This is a genomic window from Chitinibacter bivalviorum (assembly GCF_013403565.1).
Taxonomy (GTDB): domain Bacteria; phylum Pseudomonadota; class Gammaproteobacteria; order Burkholderiales; family Chitinibacteraceae; genus Chitinibacter; species Chitinibacter bivalviorum.
This window is the reverse complement of the sequence record NZ_CP058627.1, coordinates 2,743,646-2,759,366: the sequence shown is the minus strand read 5'-3', so window position 1 is coordinate 2,759,366 and position 15,721 is coordinate 2,743,646. Positions and strand designations below refer to the sequence as shown.

The 15,721-nt window shown below is 53.5% G+C and carries 19 protein-coding genes; 7 read left to right on the top strand and 12 right to left on the bottom strand.

Annotated elements, in window-relative coordinates; genetic code table 11:
* The 4 genes from HQ393_RS13135 to HQ393_RS13120 all read right to left on the bottom strand — a co-directional run bounded on the left by HQ393_RS13135 (nt 1) and on the right by HQ393_RS13120 (nt 3,252).
* Nucleotides 1-477: a chemotaxis protein CheW gene (locus HQ393_RS13135; RefSeq protein WP_179355609.1), complete on the bottom strand. Its 477-nt coding sequence runs from the start codon at nt 475-477 to the stop codon at nt 1-3.
* A gap of 12 nt (nt 478-489) precedes the next feature.
* Nucleotides 490-849, bottom strand: coding sequence for a response regulator transcription factor (locus HQ393_RS13130; RefSeq protein ID WP_179355608.1), 360 nt, complete (start codon nt 847-849; stop codon nt 490-492).
* A gap of 39 nt (nt 850-888) precedes the next feature.
* Complete coding sequence (locus HQ393_RS13125; protein ID WP_179355607.1) at nt 889-1,719, bottom strand: response regulator; 831 nt, start codon at nt 1,717-1,719, stop codon at nt 889-891.
* Between the two features lie 762 nt (nt 1,720-2,481).
* Nucleotides 2,482-3,252, bottom strand: coding sequence for an AraC family transcriptional regulator (locus HQ393_RS13120; protein ID WP_218871166.1), 771 nt, complete (start codon nt 3,250-3,252; stop codon nt 2,482-2,484).
* A 102-nt stretch (nt 3,253-3,354) separates the two neighbouring features.
* On the opposite strand from HQ393_RS13120, the gene HQ393_RS13115 reads away from it, so the two are divergent.
* Together HQ393_RS13115 and HQ393_RS13110 are read left to right on the top strand one after the other, a co-directional pair.
* On the top strand, nt 3,355-4,548 hold the full coding sequence (locus tag HQ393_RS13115; protein ID WP_179355606.1) for an MFS transporter: 1,194 nt from the start codon (nt 3,355-3,357) through the stop codon (nt 4,546-4,548).
* A 206-nt stretch (nt 4,549-4,754) separates the two neighbouring features.
* Nucleotides 4,755-5,810 (top strand): hypothetical protein, encoded by a 1,056-nt coding sequence (locus tag HQ393_RS13110; RefSeq protein ID WP_179355605.1) that lies wholly within the window; start codon nt 4,755-4,757, stop codon nt 5,808-5,810.
* A 67-nt stretch (nt 5,811-5,877) separates the two neighbouring features.
* Here the strand turns inward: HQ393_RS13110 and HQ393_RS13105 are convergent, their stop codons facing one another.
* Nucleotides 5,878-6,609, bottom strand: coding sequence for a carbonic anhydrase family protein (locus HQ393_RS13105; protein ID WP_179355604.1), 732 nt, complete (start codon nt 6,607-6,609; stop codon nt 5,878-5,880).
* Nucleotides 6,610-6,862: 253 nt separating this feature from the next.
* Complete coding sequence (locus HQ393_RS13100; protein ID WP_179355603.1) at nt 6,863-7,762, bottom strand: LysR family transcriptional regulator; 900 nt, start codon at nt 7,760-7,762, stop codon at nt 6,863-6,865.
* 90 nt (nt 7,763-7,852) lie between these two features.
* Between HQ393_RS13100 and HQ393_RS13095 the strand changes: the two genes are divergently transcribed.
* Complete coding sequence (locus HQ393_RS13095; protein WP_179355602.1) at nt 7,853-8,785, top strand: NAD-dependent epimerase/dehydratase family protein; 933 nt, start codon at nt 7,853-7,855, stop codon at nt 8,783-8,785.
* A gap of 9 nt (nt 8,786-8,794) precedes the next feature.
* Here the strand turns inward: HQ393_RS13095 and HQ393_RS13090 are convergent, their stop codons facing one another.
* Nucleotides 8,795-9,703 (bottom strand): LysR substrate-binding domain-containing protein, encoded by a 909-nt coding sequence (locus HQ393_RS13090; RefSeq protein ID WP_179355601.1) that lies wholly within the window; start codon nt 9,701-9,703, stop codon nt 8,795-8,797.
* Between the two features lie 95 nt (nt 9,704-9,798).
* Between HQ393_RS13090 and HQ393_RS13085 the strand changes: the two genes are divergently transcribed.
* Nucleotides 9,799-10,398, top strand: coding sequence for an FMN-dependent NADH-azoreductase (locus HQ393_RS13085; RefSeq protein ID WP_179355600.1), 600 nt, complete (start codon nt 9,799-9,801; stop codon nt 10,396-10,398).
* A 287-nt stretch (nt 10,399-10,685) separates the two neighbouring features.
* Here HQ393_RS13085 and HQ393_RS13080 read toward each other — a convergent pair whose 3' ends face one another.
* Complete coding sequence (locus tag HQ393_RS13080) at nt 10,686-11,060, bottom strand: hypothetical protein (RefSeq protein ID WP_179355599.1); 375 nt, start codon at nt 11,058-11,060, stop codon at nt 10,686-10,688.
* Here HQ393_RS13080 and HQ393_RS13075 point away from each other — a divergent pair.
* Complete coding sequence (locus HQ393_RS13075; protein ID WP_179355598.1) at nt 11,052-11,477, top strand: chemotaxis protein CheD; 426 nt, start codon at nt 11,052-11,054, stop codon at nt 11,475-11,477. The two genes, HQ393_RS13080 and HQ393_RS13075, sit on opposite strands and share 9 nt — an antisense overlap.
* Nucleotides 11,478-11,597: 120 nt before the next feature.
* Here HQ393_RS13075 and aroG read toward each other — a convergent pair whose 3' ends face one another.
* The 4 genes from aroG to HQ393_RS13055 form a co-directional block, all read right to left on the bottom strand.
* Complete coding sequence (aroG, locus tag HQ393_RS13070; protein ID WP_179355597.1) at nt 11,598-12,668, bottom strand: 3-deoxy-7-phosphoheptulonate synthase AroG; 1,071 nt, start codon at nt 12,666-12,668, stop codon at nt 11,598-11,600.
* Nucleotides 12,669-12,810: 142 nt separating this feature from the next.
* Nucleotides 12,811-13,227 (bottom strand): Fur family transcriptional regulator, encoded by a 417-nt coding sequence (locus HQ393_RS13065; protein WP_179355596.1) that lies wholly within the window; start codon nt 13,225-13,227, stop codon nt 12,811-12,813.
* A gap of 10 nt (nt 13,228-13,237) precedes the next feature.
* Entirely contained in the window at nt 13,238-13,654 is a 417-nt protein-coding gene (gene dksA / locus HQ393_RS13060) for an RNA polymerase-binding protein DksA (RefSeq protein ID WP_179355595.1), read from the bottom strand.
* 128 nt (nt 13,655-13,782) lie between these two features.
* Complete coding sequence (locus HQ393_RS13055; RefSeq protein ID WP_179355594.1) at nt 13,783-14,088, bottom strand: c-type cytochrome; 306 nt, start codon at nt 14,086-14,088, stop codon at nt 13,783-13,785.
* 129 nt (nt 14,089-14,217) lie between these two features.
* On the opposite strand from HQ393_RS13055, the gene HQ393_RS13050 reads away from it, so the two are divergent.
* Together HQ393_RS13050 and ruvC are read left to right on the top strand one after the other, a co-directional pair.
* Complete coding sequence (locus tag HQ393_RS13050; RefSeq protein WP_179355593.1) at nt 14,218-15,090, top strand: cell envelope integrity TolA family protein; 873 nt, start codon at nt 14,218-14,220, stop codon at nt 15,088-15,090.
* Entirely contained in the window at nt 15,090-15,611 is a 522-nt protein-coding gene (gene ruvC / locus HQ393_RS13045) for a crossover junction endodeoxyribonuclease RuvC (RefSeq protein ID WP_179355592.1), read from the top strand. The genes HQ393_RS13050 and ruvC overlap by 1 nt, the downstream gene beginning before the upstream one ends.
* The last annotated feature ends 110 nt before the right edge of the window (nt 15,612-15,721 follow it).

Sequence of the window (15,721 nt, the reverse complement as noted above, 5' to 3'; positions counted from 1 at the left end):
TTACTCTTGGTGGGTCTTTAGTGCAGCCAGATCACGAAATAGCTGTAATAAATCGATGTCGAACCAGTGCTGTTCTTGCTGCTGCCATGCGCTACGCAAATAGGGCTGCAGCAGAGTGGGAACTTGAGCATTCGTGAGGGTTTGCAGGCCGCTCAGTGGCAGGGGGAAACCTTGCACCAGCAAGCCTAATGCATCGGGATGGTTGCCGAGCATCAATACTTGTTCGTCTGTGCTGGCCGGGGCTGCAATGAGCTTGGCCAGATCAAACACGGGCAATAATGTGCCGCGTACATTGGCAACCCCGCGCAATGCGGGCGGGGCCAGCAAAATGCGGGTCAATTCCTGATCGTGCAGCAACTCAGCGGACACACCCTGCGGCAGTAGTAAATGCAGACCACCAGCGATCACACCATATCGGCGCTGGATATATTCGCCAGCCAGCGGCGAGGCCTCTGCGTTTGCAATATTAACGGGCATGTCCATCTTCAATTACGCCAGTGCTTTGAGCTGATCGATCAATTGATCGGCTGAATACGGCTTCACAACATAGCCTTTAGCGCCTTGCATCTGGCCCCAAACGCGATCTGCTTTCTGACCTTTGCTGGTCACAAACACAATCGGGATATCTTTGGTCGAAGGCTCTTCGCTCAACAGGCGGCAAGCTTCGTAGCCATCCATATCGGGCATGACGATATCGAGGAAAATTATATTTGGCTTATCGGCCTTGGCTTTTTTTACCGCTTCGCTGCCATTGGATGCCGTCGAAACAAAGCAACCCACGTCGGTCAGGATGGTGCGCAAATTGGCCAAATCAGCAGGAGAGTCATCAACTACGAGTACTTTTTTCATGGTTTTACCTTGGGATTAAGACAGATTGAATGTATTGAATTAAGCGGCGGCAAAATCGTCGCTAACCACGGCTTGTGGCAGATATTTCTGGACAACTTCTTTGAAAACAGCACTTTCTACTGGCTTGGTAAGGTAGGTGCTGCAGCCGGCCAGCGTGCCGCGAACCCGATCAAATGGCGAGCTTTTGCTCGTCAGCATAATGATGGGGGTGTGTTTCGTATCGCGGTTTTTGCGGATGGTGCGGCAGACTTGATAGCCGTCGGCATTGGGCAGCACGACATCGAGAAAAATCATGTCGTATTCATTCTGCTGTGCCAGCGCAATACCCGCTTCACCCGTCTCGGCGCAATCAATATCGCCGCCCAGCAATTTGAGAAACAGCTCCAGTTGCTTACGAACTGTCGGGCTGTCATCGACGATTAAGGCGCGAAAACATTGCTTGGGCGCATTGCTCGAGAGCACCTGATTGATCAGGCGATTGCTTTCTGGATTATTGCCTTGTAAATCGGCGGCACCCAGTTGCGCCAGCTCGGGCGTGAAGTTATGCGCGGTGATGGTGACGGTTTCGAGTAGCTTGAGTAGCGTCGTGGGCAACATCGGTCGTTTAAGGCGATATTCGCCCTGCTCAATCTCGGTCCGCGAGACGTAAATCACCGGCATTTGATTGTGTCGATTAAGTCGGCGCAGGATATCGAGGACCGCATTGGATTCCGCGTTGGCGATATAAATGTCTGCTTTCTTTTGCAAATCTTCCTGTATGTGATAGCTGCGGGCGCGGCTAGCAGTCAGGGCGCAGATGCTTTTAACGAGGCGGACTTCGGACTCACTGAGTCCAAGTAAGGTAATTGCGAATGATCGACGTTGTGTCATGATGTATTTTGACACCCTGCCGGCATCTAAATCGGTATGCTTGCTGACAATCAACATGCATGTAGTAGACAACATTTTTTCTTGCCGGCGAGTCGTGTCATTTTCGGAGAAAATGCCGATCTGCTCGTGCAAGACCCTGTCATAAAAATGTAGTCTACTGCGAATTAGCCCTATTAGTCAGTGGTTTAGATCACTTGTAAAGGGGGTCGGCGGAGGTGTGCGCACTTGTAATTATATTGTGACGGCATTATTACATACTAATATGCTGTTGTAATTTTCCGTCTATCGGATCAATTTTTCGCTCATGATTGACGAAATTTAAGTAATTTAATTACAGATTTTTTCTACTGGTATTCTTTCATTTTGATGATGATGCATGTATGAAAGTGGTATTGAAGTTCCCTCCATTTTCGACTTGCGTACAGGAAATCCCGTACGCGATATGCGTGTTTAGGCAAGCCCATCACCTTTTTGGTCTTTATTCGAGCGAAGCGCCTTATTTTTGAAAAAGTTTTTCTGTAAGCAAATTGAGTGTCGTTTTTAATGTCAAATCGCAGAGCAACGCCCAGGCATTCAACTGTTGGGTGTCTTATGGTGGGGTGTTTGAGCGAGGGGCAGAGAGGGCTGCAAGCGGGTGTACGCTGCATTCATGGTGATGGCAAAGCCGTCATCGGGTGATTGGCATTTACCCATTGAATTGCTACTGGTTTGCGGGAGTATTTCCATAAAGGCTTTTATTTGAAATGCGTTGGTTTATATACCCTAAGAAAAAAAGCAGCTCGGCGTAATGCCAAATTGGCGTTTGAACATCGCGGTAAATGCGCTGGGACTGTTGTAGCCACAATCAAAAGCCACATCAATCACGCGCTCGCCTTGCGCGAGTCGTTCCAGCGCATTGAGTAATCGGGCCTGCCGCCGCCATTCGCCCAGCGTCATACCGGTGACTTTATTAAATCGGCGCTGCAGCGTGCGCGCATCGACACCGGCTTGGCTGGCCCAATCCTCAGTCGTGCGGTTTTCATCAGGGTTGGCCAGAATGTCAGCGCAAACCTCACGCAGCAGTTCGTCGTCGGGCATCGGCAGTTGCATCGGTAGCGTGGTGAGTGTTTTCACTTCATTGAGAAGCAATTGCGCAATCATCTGGCTGCGCGGCCGGATGGGCTGCTCCTGATAATCAATGCTGATCGCCGCCAAAATCAGCTCGCGCATCAGCGGGGTGATTTCAAGGACGCAACATTCGCGCGGCAAATCCTGCACCGCATCGGGGCGAATATAAATCGAGCGTACTTCGACCAGGCCGATCATAAACACCTCGTGCCACACACCAGCAGGTATCCAGATGCCGCGATTGGGTGGTACGATCCATTGCCCGAGCGGCGTGATTACGCGCATCACGCCGCTGATCGCATACAGTAGCTGGGCGACTTCGTGCCAATGGCGGATCGTGGCCGAGCCGGGTTGATGATCGACGGCCTTGCCGTGCAGCAATGCACCGGCCATATCGCGCAGTGGGCCAACTCTTTCGATAAGCATGTCGTATTCTCGATAGTGTTTGCCTTATTCTCGCAGGACAGGCAGGGGTGATGTCAATAAGATGTGTTCTCAACTTATCCCATGACTCACTTGGAGCGTCAGATGAATACTGCGACGATCACCAGCCAGCCCGAGCGCGCATCGACCCGATACCGCGTTTTGGCGGCCATCAGTAGCGCCCATTTTCTGAATGACATGATGCAATCGCTGATCTTGGCTTTGTATCCAATGCTGAAGGGCAACTATCACCTCAGCTTTGCTCAGCTCGGTTTGATTACGCTGACCTACCAGATTACCGCGTCGATTTTGCAGCCGCTGATCGGTGCGGTGACGGATAAACGCCCGCAGCAGCACTCGCTGGTGGTCGGCATGGGCTTTACTTTGGTTGGGCTATTGCAGTTGTCGCAAGCCGATACCTTCCCCTTGATCTTGCTGGCCGCAGGCTTGGTCGGCACAGGCTCGTCGATTTTCCACCCCGAATCATCACGCATCGCACGCTTTGCGTCGGGAGGCCAGCATGGCTTGGCGCAATCGCTGTTTCAGGTCGGCGGGAATGCGGGCAGTGCGACGGGGCCGCTGCTTGCTGCGCTGATCGTCATTCCGCTTGGTCAGCCGAGTTTGGCGTGGTTTTCACTTGCTGCCTTGCTGGCGATGGGCGTGTTGTGGCGCATTAGTCGGTGGTATTCACACCAGCAAAAAGCGCAGGGTCACAAAGGCAACGCGAAAGTCGCACCATTTACACCACGCAAAACCTTGTGGGTGATGGGGGTACTTTTGACGCTGTTGATGACCAAGTTTGTGTATATGGCGAGTTTTCAAAGCTATTACACCTTTTATTTGATCGAGCGTTTTGCGCTCGTTCCGCAGCAGGCGCAATTGCTATTGTTCGTGTTTCTGTTTGCCGTCGCGCTGGGTACGGTGCTTGGCGGCCCGATTGGCGATCGCATTGGTCGCAAAACGGTGATCTGGCTTTCGATCTTAGGCGCCGCGCCGTTTTCAATTGCGCTGCCCTATGTCGGACTCAGTGGCACGGTGGCCTTGAGCTTTATCGTTGGGCTAATTATGTCGTCGGCGTTCTCGGCGATGCTGGTGTATGCGCAGGAGCTGATGCCGGGTAAGGTCGGTATGGTGTCAGGGCTGTTTTTTGGGCTGGCCTTTGGGATTGCCGGTATCGGCGCCGCATTGGTGGGGCGCTTGGCCGATAGTTTTGGCATTATCAGCATCTATCAGGTCTTGGCTTTCTTGCCACTACTGGGGATAGTGGCGGGCTTGCTGCCGAGTTTGCGCAATAAATAATCCATTTGTATGGCGTAGTCCTGTGGGGTTGCGCCATATCAAATGCCCGTCATTCGGCAGGCTGCCGCTACGCGGCTAGTGTGCTGTAGGTTGTGGCGGCGTGCGATAATTGGGGCTTCGTGTTTTTAATCTTGCTCGATCGATGAATACGTCTTTATGTATATCTATGTAGGCATTTATCGTGTTGGTCTTGAGTCATATACCCCATGAATGAAGCTCCACATTACTGCGAACTCACCGAACAGCACCGCGCATTAGCGCATCAACACGTGGGCGATATTGTTCGCGTGGCGATAGGCCATGGTGCGGATGAGCCGGCGCTGATTATTTACGATAGCGAATGCCCGCTCGCGCCGCTGTTGGCGCAGGCGTATGCGGCGGCGTTGCCTGCCGCGCAGGTGATCGAAATCAGTACGGTTGATAATGAGGCGGTGATGGCGGCATTTGCGGCGCAGCCTGCCGGAGCGCTGATTGTGCTGATTCAATCGACGCATTTCCGACTTGATGCATATCGTTTGCGCGTGCAGCTTTTTGCGCAGGGTCTGAAGGTGATCGAGCATGTGCATTTGTCGCGCATGATCGGCGATGAGGCGCCGCGGTATATCGATGCGCTCGGATACAGTCACGAAGATGCCGATTATTACCGTGGTACGGGCGCGGCGTTGCAGGCCAAAATTGGCGCGGCACCTTCGGCGCGCTTGGTCAGCAGCAGCGGCCATACGCTGAGCTTTGCCACGCCGCTAGAGCCAGCCAAGCTCAATGTCGGTGACTATCGCGCGATGAAGAATATCGGTGGGCAGTTTCCGATTGGCGAGGTGTTTACCGAGGCGGTCGATCTGGAAGCGGTCAGTGGCCGTGCTGATATTTATGTGTTTGGCGATACGACTTTCCATTGCAACTTCCCGCCGCAGGCAATCACGATCGTCGTTGAAGCCGGTCGTATCACTGCAGTTGAAAACAGTACGCCGGAATTTGACGCTGTACTCGATAAGATTCGTGCAGTTGAAGGCGAAATCTGGATCCGTGAATTGGGCTTGGGGCTGAACCGCGCCTTCACTCGCGAGCGCACGGTGAGCGATATTGGCACTTACGAGCGACTGTGCGGTATTCACCTGTCCTTAGGCGCAAAACACGGCAGCTATAACAAGCCGCAATTCAAACGCAAAGACACGCGCTTTCATATTGATGTGTTTGTCGATGTGGCGGGCGGTGTATGGTTGGGTGAGGAAAATCTATATCACGATGGGGTGTGGTTGGTGTAAAGGCCTCTATCAGCCATAAAAAAGCCCCGTCGAGTCGGGGCTTTTGTATTTTTTGCTCTGGGCTCGCTTAGTACCAAGTCACCTTCGCGGTCGCTACGTCGTACATTGCACCAACGATTTTGATCTTGCCTTGCTCTTCCATTTCTTTCAGGATCGGGCTCATATCGCGGATTTTTTGTACGGTCAGTTTGATGTTTTCTTCGGTGACGTCATGCACAAAGGCGTGGTTTTTCGAGTTGCGATCACCGTCGGTTTTGGTCGCATTGACTGCCGGCATCAATTTGTCGAGCAAGCCAGTTAGGTTGCCCATTTTGACATTGTCACAAGCGCCTTTGATCGCGCCACAGCTGGTGTGGCCCAAGACCACAATCGCGCGTGAGCCTGCTACTTTGGCCGCGTATTCGAGGCTGCCCAGAATATCTTCGTTAACGGTATTGCCCGCGACGCGCGCGTCAAAAATCTCGCCCACGCCGGTGTTGAAAACTTGCTCAGGCGCAGAGCGTGAGTCAATACAAGCGACCACGCTGGCCAGTGGGTATTGACCCAAAGCGGTTTGCTGAACTTGTTTTTTGTAGTCTTGTTTGATGGATTTACCGCTGGCAAAACGTTGGTTGCCCGCTTTCAAAATTTCAATGGCTTTCTCTGGGGTGATGCTGGCCTGAACGGCTTTAGTCACTGTTTTGCCTGCTACATAAGGCTGAGGTTTCACCTCGCCGCCGTGATCGTCTGCGGCGTGAACGCTACCGATGGCGATAAAAGTAGAAAGAGCGAGAGCTTGGAAAATTTTGCTGTGTTTCATTATCGATTCCTATTGGTTTGCTTGGTGCTCAATACTCCGAATCGTGCAAGCCATTTGCATATCCGTGAATATTACCCATGCTTTGTAGGGTCTTTCTGAAATTAGTTCATTGCGCTGAGCTGCTGAACCCGGATTGGCGATCAGCGGTTGTTTTGCGTGTGAGACGCATCACCGCCTAACACCTGATTTGTGCCTGTTTTATTCATACCTGCTTTTGGGTGAAATACCAGCAGATTCTTTGTGCTGCGCCCAATTAGCTGATTTGGCCTAGCTCGGTGGCCAAGGCATCAAACACGGCGCGGATGCGTGCGCTTTGTCGCAATTCGCGATGGGCGGTTAGCCACACCGGCATTCCGGGGATGGGCGTTTCCCCCCAGATTCTTTGCATTTGGGGAAATTGGCTTGCGGTGACCAGCGTGGCATTGCCTATCCCCATGCCTGCGAGCGCCATTTGCCAGGCCACGATATGGTTGTCACAGCGGATGGCAAAAAAATCGCGCTCAATGGCAAACCCGGCCTGCTGAAACCGGCGCAGCAGAATATCGGCGCTGTCTTCGCCGATCCAGACGTAGTCGGCAATGCGCGTTATGTCGATCTGCCCGCCGACTTGCTGCAGATAGTCGCGATGCGCAAACAGCCCCAGCGCAAATTCACCGACCTGCTTGGCGATTAAGCCGCCTTGGCTTGGGCGAGTGTGGCGAATCGCAATATCGGCTTGGCGCTCGAGTAAATTTTCGACGGTATTGCTCACGACCAATTCCAGCGCAATTTCAGGGTATTGCGCCCGAATGCGGGCGAGGATGGGCGGCAAAATATAGCAGGCGGTCATTTCGCTGGCGGTAATGCGTACTGTTCCAGCCAGTGCTTGCGTTTGCCCTTGTGCGGCGATCGCCAAGGCGTTGGCGCCCAACTGCATCTGCCTTAAAGCGGGCAAGAGCGCTTCGCCAGCGACGGTGAGTTTCAAGCCGCGCGCGACGCGTTCAAATAACGCTACGCCGAGCAAGGCTTCGAGCTCGCCGATCTGGCGACTCAAGGTGGGTTGGCTGCTACGCAGGCTTCGCGCCGCAGCGGAGAGCGAGCCACTATCGACGACGGCCAAAAAGACGTGCAATAAATGCCAATCGAGCTGTGGGGCGTTATGTAATGTATTCATCAGTGAATACCTTGCATTTGAATATGCGTATTGTGCCATTGCAGCGCGCGCCGCATCATGAATTCATCATTCATAGCGGGGGAACGCAACATGGCGCAGCAAAAAACAGTATTGATTCTGGGGGCGGCAGGTCGTTTTGGCGCTGCTGCCGTGGCGGCCTTTGCGCAGGCGGGCTGGCAGGTGAAAGCGCAAGCGCGTCGGGCTGGCCATTGGCCCGCTGGGGTTGTGGCGGTGCAGATTGATGCGATGGATCGCGAGGCCTTGATCGAGACGGCGATGGACTGCGATGTGATCGTTAATGCACTGAACCCCTTGTATACCGAGTGGCCAAAATTTGCCCGTCCTTTGGCGGCGCATGCACTCGCTGCTGCGCAAGCCAGCGGGGCCTTGTTGATGTTTCCAGGCAATGTGTATAACTTTGGACGCCATATGCCGTCTGATCTACAGCTTAATACCCCGCAGATTGGCGATCATGAAAAGGCGAAAATCCGCATCGAGATCGAGCAAGCCATGCAGCAGGCGCATGGTGTCGATAGCGTCGTCGTGCGGGCGGGTGATTATTTTGGCGCGGGCACCGGCTCGTGGTTTGATGAGGTCATCATCAAAGATCTGCATAAAAATAAAGTGGTCTACCCCGGTCCTAGCGATATTCCGCATGCCTGGGCGTATCTACCCGATCTGGCGGCGAGCTTTGTTTTGCTGGCCGAGCAACGCGCGCAATTACGCGGTGCACATACTTTTCATTTTGCCGGCCACACGTTCACGGGCCAGCAATTACGGCAGGAAATCGAAGCCATTGAAGGTCGCCCGCTGCAACTTGGGACTTTGCCGTGGGGGATTCTAAAACTGATCGGTGTGTTTGCGGCGATGCCACGCGCCATCGTCCAGATGCGCTATTTATGGCAACGGCCGCACCAGATCGACGGTAGCTCTTTGCCGCAACAAATAGGCGTCGTACCGCATACGCCGCTCAATCTCGCCTTGCGCGCCACACTGGCACAGTGGGCTGCCGCCACAGCTTAGGCGCTGGCCTTACTTTGCTTCGGCCAGCGATTCCACCAGCAAGTCGAGCAAGGCCCGCACCGCGGGCGAGAGGCCGCGCTGGCTGGCATAGACCGCTTGATAATGGCTGCTGGGGAATTGCCAGTCTGGCAAGACTTGCACCAAAGTCCCCGCCGCCAGATCGGCCGCGACAAAGTCAGCAGGCAGCATGGTCACGCCGATACCGTCGATCGCCGCTTGCCGGCGCAACATAAAGCTTTCGGTAATCAGCCGTGGGGGCAGGGCTAATTCACGTATTTCTCCTGCTGCATTGACCAAGCGCCAATGAATACGCTGATCAGCGGCGATCACGCCCAGCGCTGGGGCTAAAGTCAGCGCGCCCGGCGTGTTCAGTCCGCCCAGTGCGTTCACTAATTGCGGGCTGGCGACTAAGCAGGCTTGAGTCGGGCGCAAGCGTCGTGTGGCCCATTGCGGGTCTTCATCGTCGGTCGCGCGTACGCGCAGCGCAATATCGATGCCTTCTTCGAGCAAATCGACACGGCGCGGTGTCGCGACGGTTTCGAGCACCACTTTGGGGTGCGCCACAATATAGCGGTACAACACATCTTGCAGGCCATCGAGGATGGCTGCCGGTGCGCTGAGCCGCACGCGGCCAGATGGCTCGGCTTTCAGGCTGGCCGCCACGCATTCAGCGGCTTCCGCTTCGCGCAGCAGTGCTTGGCAGTGCGCCAAAAAGCGCTGACCCACATCAGTGAGCGTGAGCCTGCGCGTACTGCGCTGTAAAAGGCGAACGCCCAAACGCGATTCCAGCCCCGCAATCCGGCGTGAGAGTCGGGATTTGGGAATGCCCAATTTGCGCGCAGCGGCGGAAAAACCGCCAAATTCGATCACTTGGGCGAAGTACATGTAATCGTTAAAGTCTGCGCTGATTGGTGTCATAGGTGGAACAATCCTTCCTGATTTTGCTATCTAGTGCCTATTTTGCGCCAAATATATGATTCATTCATCAAAACATTCAGCAAAAGGGCAAGATCATGAACCTCCTCCATATCGATTCGAGCATCCTCGGTGATCACTCTGTATCACGCCAACTGACCCAAGAAGTCGTTGAAAGTATCCGCTTAGCTGAGCCTTTGGTGAACGTCGCTTATCGCGATGTGTCGACCGATGCACTGGTGCAGCTCGATGGCGCTTTGTTGGCGGCCAAAGGCACGCCCGCCGAGCTGCGCAACGCGATTCAAGCCCATCAGGTGGCGATGGCCGAAGCGGTGATGGCCGAATTTCTGGCGGCCGATGTGCTCGTCATCGGCGCACCGATGTATAACTTCTCGATTCCCAGCCAGCTTAAAGCGTGGATCGATATGATTTCGGTGGCGGGTGTGACCTTCAAATATGGCGCCAATGGCCCAGAAGGTTTGGCAGGTGATAAGCGCGCCGTGATTGTCGCGACGGCGGGTGGTCAGCACGCGGGTACACCAACCGGTATTGCGCATATTGAATACCTGCGCGTCTTGCTGGGCTTTTTGGGGATTAGCGATATTCGCGTGATTGCGGCAGAAGGTCTGGCGATGGGGCCGACCGTGCGCGAGCCCGCTTTGCTGGCGGCACGTGCAGAGATCCGTGCGGTCGCTTAATGGCTGAATGATCACTTGGTAGTTATTTTTCGGGCATGTTCAGATAAAGTGTTGATAACAAGAATCGTAGGGTGGGTTAGCCCCTTAGGGCGTAACCCACCGTGACGCGACATAAAGAAAAGCAGCGTAACGGTGGGTTACGGCTTAGCCTAACCCACCCTACGAATATCGTTTTTCGTATTCAAACCAAGTTCTGTTCATATCAACACACAATCTAAACATGCCCTATTTTTCTTGGGTATTGCTCTGTAGATCTTTTGAATAAAGTGTTTCAGGGTAATACCCTTTTATTTTTGCAATGAGCACGCTCGCGGCGGTGTTCGCGTTTTGGATTCGCTGACCTGAAATTGTGGCGCAGCGAGGAAAAGAATCTGCCAAACTGTCCGGCAATGGCTATCTTTCAGATAGACCATCCTCGCTGCTCTGTCATGACGACGCACCCCCCCTCTCAGCCTTGGCTGCATCTTGAGCAAAGGGCTCATACGCAAAATAATCATATTGAAGCGTGCGCGATTCAACCGCGGCAGCTTGAAGCGCAGGCGCATCATATCCTCGCGGGCGAGGTCGCCGTCCACCATCATCATCCAATCAAAACTGTGCTCGGCTCGTGCATCGCCGTCTGTTTGTATGACCCGCAGCATAAAATGATCGGGATGAATCATTTTCTGGTGCCGCTGCACCATAGCTTGGACGAACAGGAAGGGTATTTTTCAGGCATGACCTCGATGGAGGTGTTGATTAACGCGATGATGAAAGCGGGCGCAAACAAGCGCCACCTGCTGGCCAAGGCCTTTGGCGGCGGCGATATGCTGAGGATGTCTACGCTCGGGAATATCGGGCAACGCAATATTGATTTTGCCCAGCAGTGGTTGGAGTCGGAACGTATTCCGCTGATGGCCAGTGATTTGGGCGGCTACTGGGCGCGCAAGGTTATCTTTGAGCCGAATAATGGCGATGTGTTTTGTCGCCGCATTGAAGCCAAATTGCCGCAAATGCGCGAGTTGGCCAGAGCCGAAGCTCAATTTGCCGAGCAATTGGTGGCCAGACAAAAACCAGCGCGGATTGATTTTTTTGATTAAATGGCGCAGCTTGCCTGCGCGTAGCATTTGGTCAAAATGCGAGCAAAGAAAAAGGGTATTGCTCTCAGCGCCAATATGAAAAGGCACTCAGGGCAATACCCTTATTGGGTATATCGAGGCTTAGGCTTCGACTTTAGCTAAAGCGCGACGTGTTGCAACGGCATTGGCCAGGTCAGCCAATAGTTGTTCGGTTGCATCCCAACCGATACATGCGTCGGTAATCGATTGGCCGTACACCAATTCTTTCCCTGCGCCGTCGTCTTGGCGACCTTCAACCAAGTGGCTTTCTACCATCACGCCAAAGATTGCATCGTTGCCGCTGGACACTTGTGCGCAAGTATCGGCGCACACTTCCATTTGACGACGGTAGTCTTTACGGCTATTGGCATGGCTAAAGTCGATCATGATTTTCTTCGCCAGACCCGCTGCCGCCAAGTCCGCGCTTGCAGCACGCACATGCGTTTCGTCGTAGTTTGGCTCTTTGCCGCCGCGCAAAATTACGTGGCAGTCTGGATTGCCGCCAGTGGCGACAATCGCTGAGTGGCCGTATTTGGTCACTGACAAGAAATGGTGCGGCTGACCGGCCGATTTGATCGCATCAAAGGCGATTTTCAAATTGCCATCGGTGCCGTTTTTGAAGCCGACTGGGCAAGACAAACCCGAAGCCAGTTCACGGTGAACTTGTGATTCGGTCGTGCGCGCGCCAATGGCACCCCAGCTCATCAGATCGGCTACGTATTGTGGCGTGATCATATCGAGGAATTCGCCAGCCGTCGGCATGCCGGTGTTATTCAAATCAACCAGCAATTTGCGCGCAATCCGCAGGCCTTCGTTGATATTGAAGCTACCGTTGAGGAATGGATCGTTAATCAGACCCTTCCAGCCCACGGTGGTGCGTGGTTTTTCGAAGTACACGCGCATCACTATTTCGAGCTGGCCTTTGTATTTTTCACGCAAAGGCAACAGACGCTCGCCGTATTCCAGCGCCGACTTGGTGTCGTGGATCGAACAGGGGCCAATGATCACCAGCAAACGATCGTCTTTATCAGTCAGAATCTGATGAATCGCTTTGCGCGTTTCAAAGACTGAAGTCGAAGCGATTTCATTGACTGGATATTTTTCAATGACTGCCACAGGAGGCAGCAATTCTTTGATTTCGCGGATGCGGACGTCGTCGGTTTGGTAATGCATAGTCTTCCCTGCCGGCTTGGTGCAATCAGTATTTGCACGTATTTTCTTCAAAGGAAAGAGATTATCGTCTAACGCGCTTGGCGGCAAGCAGACAGCGGCAAATAGCCCCAGCTTGGGCTTTATTTCACGATTTAGTGCCCATTTAGGTGGGTTTACAGTCGGCGCAGACGCCTTTGACGGTGATTTCGACGCTATCAGCCTGAAATTGCTTGGGCAGCGTCATCGGCAAATCGGTGCCGACGTCTTCGAGGCAATAAAAGCGGCCGCATTGCTGGCAGTGGAAATGAGCGTGGTGATGCGGCGCTTTGGCTGCCGAAAAGCGCCAAACGCGATCGTCACCCGATAATTTATGCGCCAGATTTTCTTCGGTCAGCCAATCGAGGACCCGATAAACGGTAACGCGATCAAGGCTAGGCTCGAGTAATTCCTGAATATCGAGGTGAGAGAGTGGACGTTGCGCGCCGAGCAAGGTCGCCAAAATATCAACCCGCGCCGGGGTGATGCGTGCGCGGGTTTTTTTGATTAAGTCACGCGCGGTGGCGCGTGTTGCTTCATTCATGAGCGGCTGATTAATCCGCGTATTGCTTTTTCTGACGTTCGCGACGCTCTTGCGCTTCGAGTGACAGTGACGCTGTTGGACGAGCCAACAAGCGCAGCAAGCCGATTGGCTCGCCCGTGTCTTCGCAGTAGCCGTAGTTTTCTTCTGCGATTTTGCGCAAAGTCGAGTCGATCTTCAGCAATAGCTTGCGTTCGCGGTCACGCGTGCGCAATTCCAAGGCGTACTCTTCTTCCAGCGTTGCACGGTCAGCTGGATCTGGGGTCGCTTCCTGTTCTTGCAAATGGCTGGTGGTTTGCGTGGCGTTGGCCACCAATTCCGCCTTCATTTGCACCAGACGCTCGCGGAAGAACTCGAGGTGATCCGCGTTCATATAGTCATCTTCAGAACCTTTCCAGTCCCGGATGTCTTGTTCCGTGAGTTTTGCCATGATTATTCTCGCTTTTGACAATTCTTAAGTGCTTACAAAATAAGCAACTCTAATAGGGCACGCAGCTTAATCAACAACGCCGAGCAATGCAATACGGGCTACGTGACATTCATATTAAATCTAGCGTCTTATTGCGCCAAAACCCAGCGAATAATCACGCGCAAATCTTTATCATCGATTTGCTGTGCCGGCATCGGGATATTGCCCCATTTGCCGCCTGGTAGGCCTTTTCGCACTTCCGCCATCAGCATGGTTTCCGCGTCTTTCTGGCCTTTGTAGCGCTTTGCAACGTCTTTGTAAGCTGGCCCGACGATTTTCTGATCAACCGAATGACAGGCTAAACAGTTGTATTTGGCCGCCACTTTTGCGCCGTCATCGGCGGCAAAAACAGAGCTAGAGCATAGCAAAGCCAAAACCATCAAAGTGTTGCGCATTATCATCATTCCTTAGCAAAGTGTGATTCTATTCTACTCTGCTTCACACTTGATGCGTCAGTGAGATAAGTCGCGTTGTCGGCTGTGCTACACTCGCGCGATTGAGAAAAATAGTTTGGGATAGCGAAGATGGATCGGCGGCAACGTTTTATGATGACAGCGATGGTGCTTTCGCTGATTGCACACGCCTTTCCTATTTTTGGTATTAAATTAGTCTTGCCCAATCCGCGCCAGCTCTTATCGCAGCAGCCGATTGATGTAGTGCTGGTGAATCAGAAGACCACGACCAAACCTAAAAACGCCGAAGTCGAAGCACAAGCCGATCTCGATGGCGGCGGTAATACCGACGCACCTGATCATCGCGTGAAATCGCCACTGCCTTCCAAATCGAAAAAAACCGAGCCAGAGCTGGAGCAAGTCGAAGCCAAGCTCAAAAAACTCGAAGACCAAAGCGCGCAGATGATGACGCAACTTAAATCATCAACCAAGCTGCCGTCTGACGCAAAAAATGTGCCCGACAAGCCCGAAGCTAAAACGCTGGATCTGGAAGAGCTCAAAGAGCAGGCGCGGCGCGAGCAGGAAATCGCAGGCCTCGCTGCGCAAATTGCCAAGCAAAATCACGAATACCAATCCAAGCCGCGCAAAGCCTTTGTCGGTGCCCGCGCCAAGCAAACTAGCGTGGCGATGTATATGGATGGCTGGCGCCAACGCATCGAGAAAGTCGGCACCATGGCGTATCCAGTCGATGCCACGGGCAATAAAATTTACGGCCAATTGCGCGTGACCGTCGAAATCGGTGCCGATGGCACGATGCTGAGCTCAACCATCGATAAAACATCGGGCAACCCGCAGTTGGATGCGGCGGCATTGCGCATTCTAAAAATGTCCGCGCCGTTTTCTAAATTGCCCAATGATTTGCTGGATTCCACGGGCAAACCAGCGACTGTGTTGGTGATTACTCGGACGTGGACGTTCGAGCGTCAAACGCTGACGTCGGATTAATGCGCATCCTTGGTATCGACCCCGGCTCGCGCACCACTGGCTTTGGCGTGATCGACGTTGTTGGCCAGAATCGCGTTTATGTCGCTTCAGGCTGTATCAAAACCCAGGGCGGGCCGCTGCCTGAGCGAATCAAAATTATTCTCGATGGTATCGCCAAAATCATCGCCACTTATCAACCCAATGAAGCGGCGGTGGAGCAGGTGTTCGTCAACGTCAACCCCGCCGCAACGCTGATGCTCGGTCAAGCGCGTGGCGCTGCGGTGGCGGCCTTGGTGTTGGCGGGTTTGCCGGTGGCCGACTACACCGCATTGCAAGTCAAGCAAGCCGTCGTGGGTAATGGCCACGCCGATAAAGAGCAGGTCGGGCTGATGGTGCAACGCCATTTGCGCCTGTCGGGCGTGCCGCAAGCCGATGCGGCCGATGCCCTTGGTGTCGCGCTCACCCACGCCCAGCATCAGGGCGGTGCGGCCAAACAGCTTGCAGCATATCGCATGTCGATGAAACGCGGACGAATGGCCTAGGGTATTGCTCTGTGAATGTTAATTTTTCCTGATTTGGTGTTTATACCTTGCTGGGTATATTTTGCATCAGGTCTATGTTCGGCAGAATTGTGTCGTGATGTCACCCCATT

Excerpts from the sequence above, each read along its gene's own strand:
- HQ393_RS13115 (WP_179355606.1), top strand. The coding sequence starts at position 3,355 with ATGAATACTGCGACGATCACCAGCCAGCCCGAGCGCGCATCGACCCGA.
- HQ393_RS13085 (WP_179355600.1), top strand. The coding sequence starts at position 9,799 with ATGAACCTCCTCCATATCGATTCGAGCATCCTCGGTGATCACTCTGTA.
- HQ393_RS13110 (WP_179355605.1), top strand. The coding sequence starts at position 4,755 with ATGAATGAAGCTCCACATTACTGCGAACTCACCGAACAGCACCGCGCA.
- ruvC (WP_179355592.1), top strand. The coding sequence starts at position 15,090 with ATGCGCATCCTTGGTATCGACCCCGGCTCGCGCACCACTGGCTTTGGC.
- HQ393_RS13050 (WP_179355593.1), top strand. The coding sequence starts at position 14,218 with ATGGATCGGCGGCAACGTTTTATGATGACAGCGATGGTGCTTTCGCTG.
- HQ393_RS13135 (WP_179355609.1), bottom strand. The coding sequence starts at position 477 with ATGCCCGTTAATATTGCAAACGCAGAGGCCTCGCCGCTGGCTGGCGAA.
- HQ393_RS13090 (WP_179355601.1), bottom strand. The coding sequence starts at position 9,703 with ATGACACCAATCAGCGCAGACTTTAACGATTACATGTACTTCGCCCAA.
- HQ393_RS13080 (WP_179355599.1), bottom strand. The coding sequence starts at position 11,060 with ATGATTCATCCCGATCATTTTATGCTGCGGGTCATACAAACAGACGGC.
- HQ393_RS13095 (WP_179355602.1), top strand. The coding sequence starts at position 7,853 with ATGGCGCAGCAAAAAACAGTATTGATTCTGGGGGCGGCAGGTCGTTTT.
- HQ393_RS13125 (WP_179355607.1), bottom strand. The coding sequence starts at position 1,719 with ATGACACAACGTCGATCATTCGCAATTACCTTACTTGGACTCAGTGAG.
- HQ393_RS13055 (WP_179355594.1), bottom strand. The coding sequence starts at position 14,088 with ATGCGCAACACTTTGATGGTTTTGGCTTTGCTATGCTCTAGCTCTGTT.
- HQ393_RS13100 (WP_179355603.1), bottom strand. The coding sequence starts at position 7,762 with ATGAATACATTACATAACGCCCCACAGCTCGATTGGCATTTATTGCAC.
- HQ393_RS13130 (WP_179355608.1), bottom strand. The coding sequence starts at position 849 with ATGAAAAAAGTACTCGTAGTTGATGACTCTCCTGCTGATTTGGCCAAT.
- HQ393_RS13075 (WP_179355598.1), top strand. The coding sequence starts at position 11,052 with ATGAATCATTTTCTGGTGCCGCTGCACCATAGCTTGGACGAACAGGAA.
- HQ393_RS13120 (WP_218871166.1), bottom strand. The coding sequence starts at position 3,252 with ATGCTTATCGAAAGAGTTGGCCCACTGCGCGATATGGCCGGTGCATTG.
- HQ393_RS13065 (WP_179355596.1), bottom strand. The coding sequence starts at position 13,227 with ATGAATGAAGCAACACGCGCCACCGCGCGTGACTTAATCAAAAAAACC.
- dksA (WP_179355595.1), bottom strand. The coding sequence starts at position 13,654 with ATGGCAAAACTCACGGAACAAGACATCCGGGACTGGAAAGGTTCTGAA.
- aroG (WP_179355597.1), bottom strand. The coding sequence starts at position 12,668 with ATGCATTACCAAACCGACGACGTCCGCATCCGCGAAATCAAAGAATTG.
- HQ393_RS13105 (WP_179355604.1), bottom strand. The coding sequence starts at position 6,609 with ATGAAACACAGCAAAATTTTCCAAGCTCTCGCTCTTTCTACTTTTATC.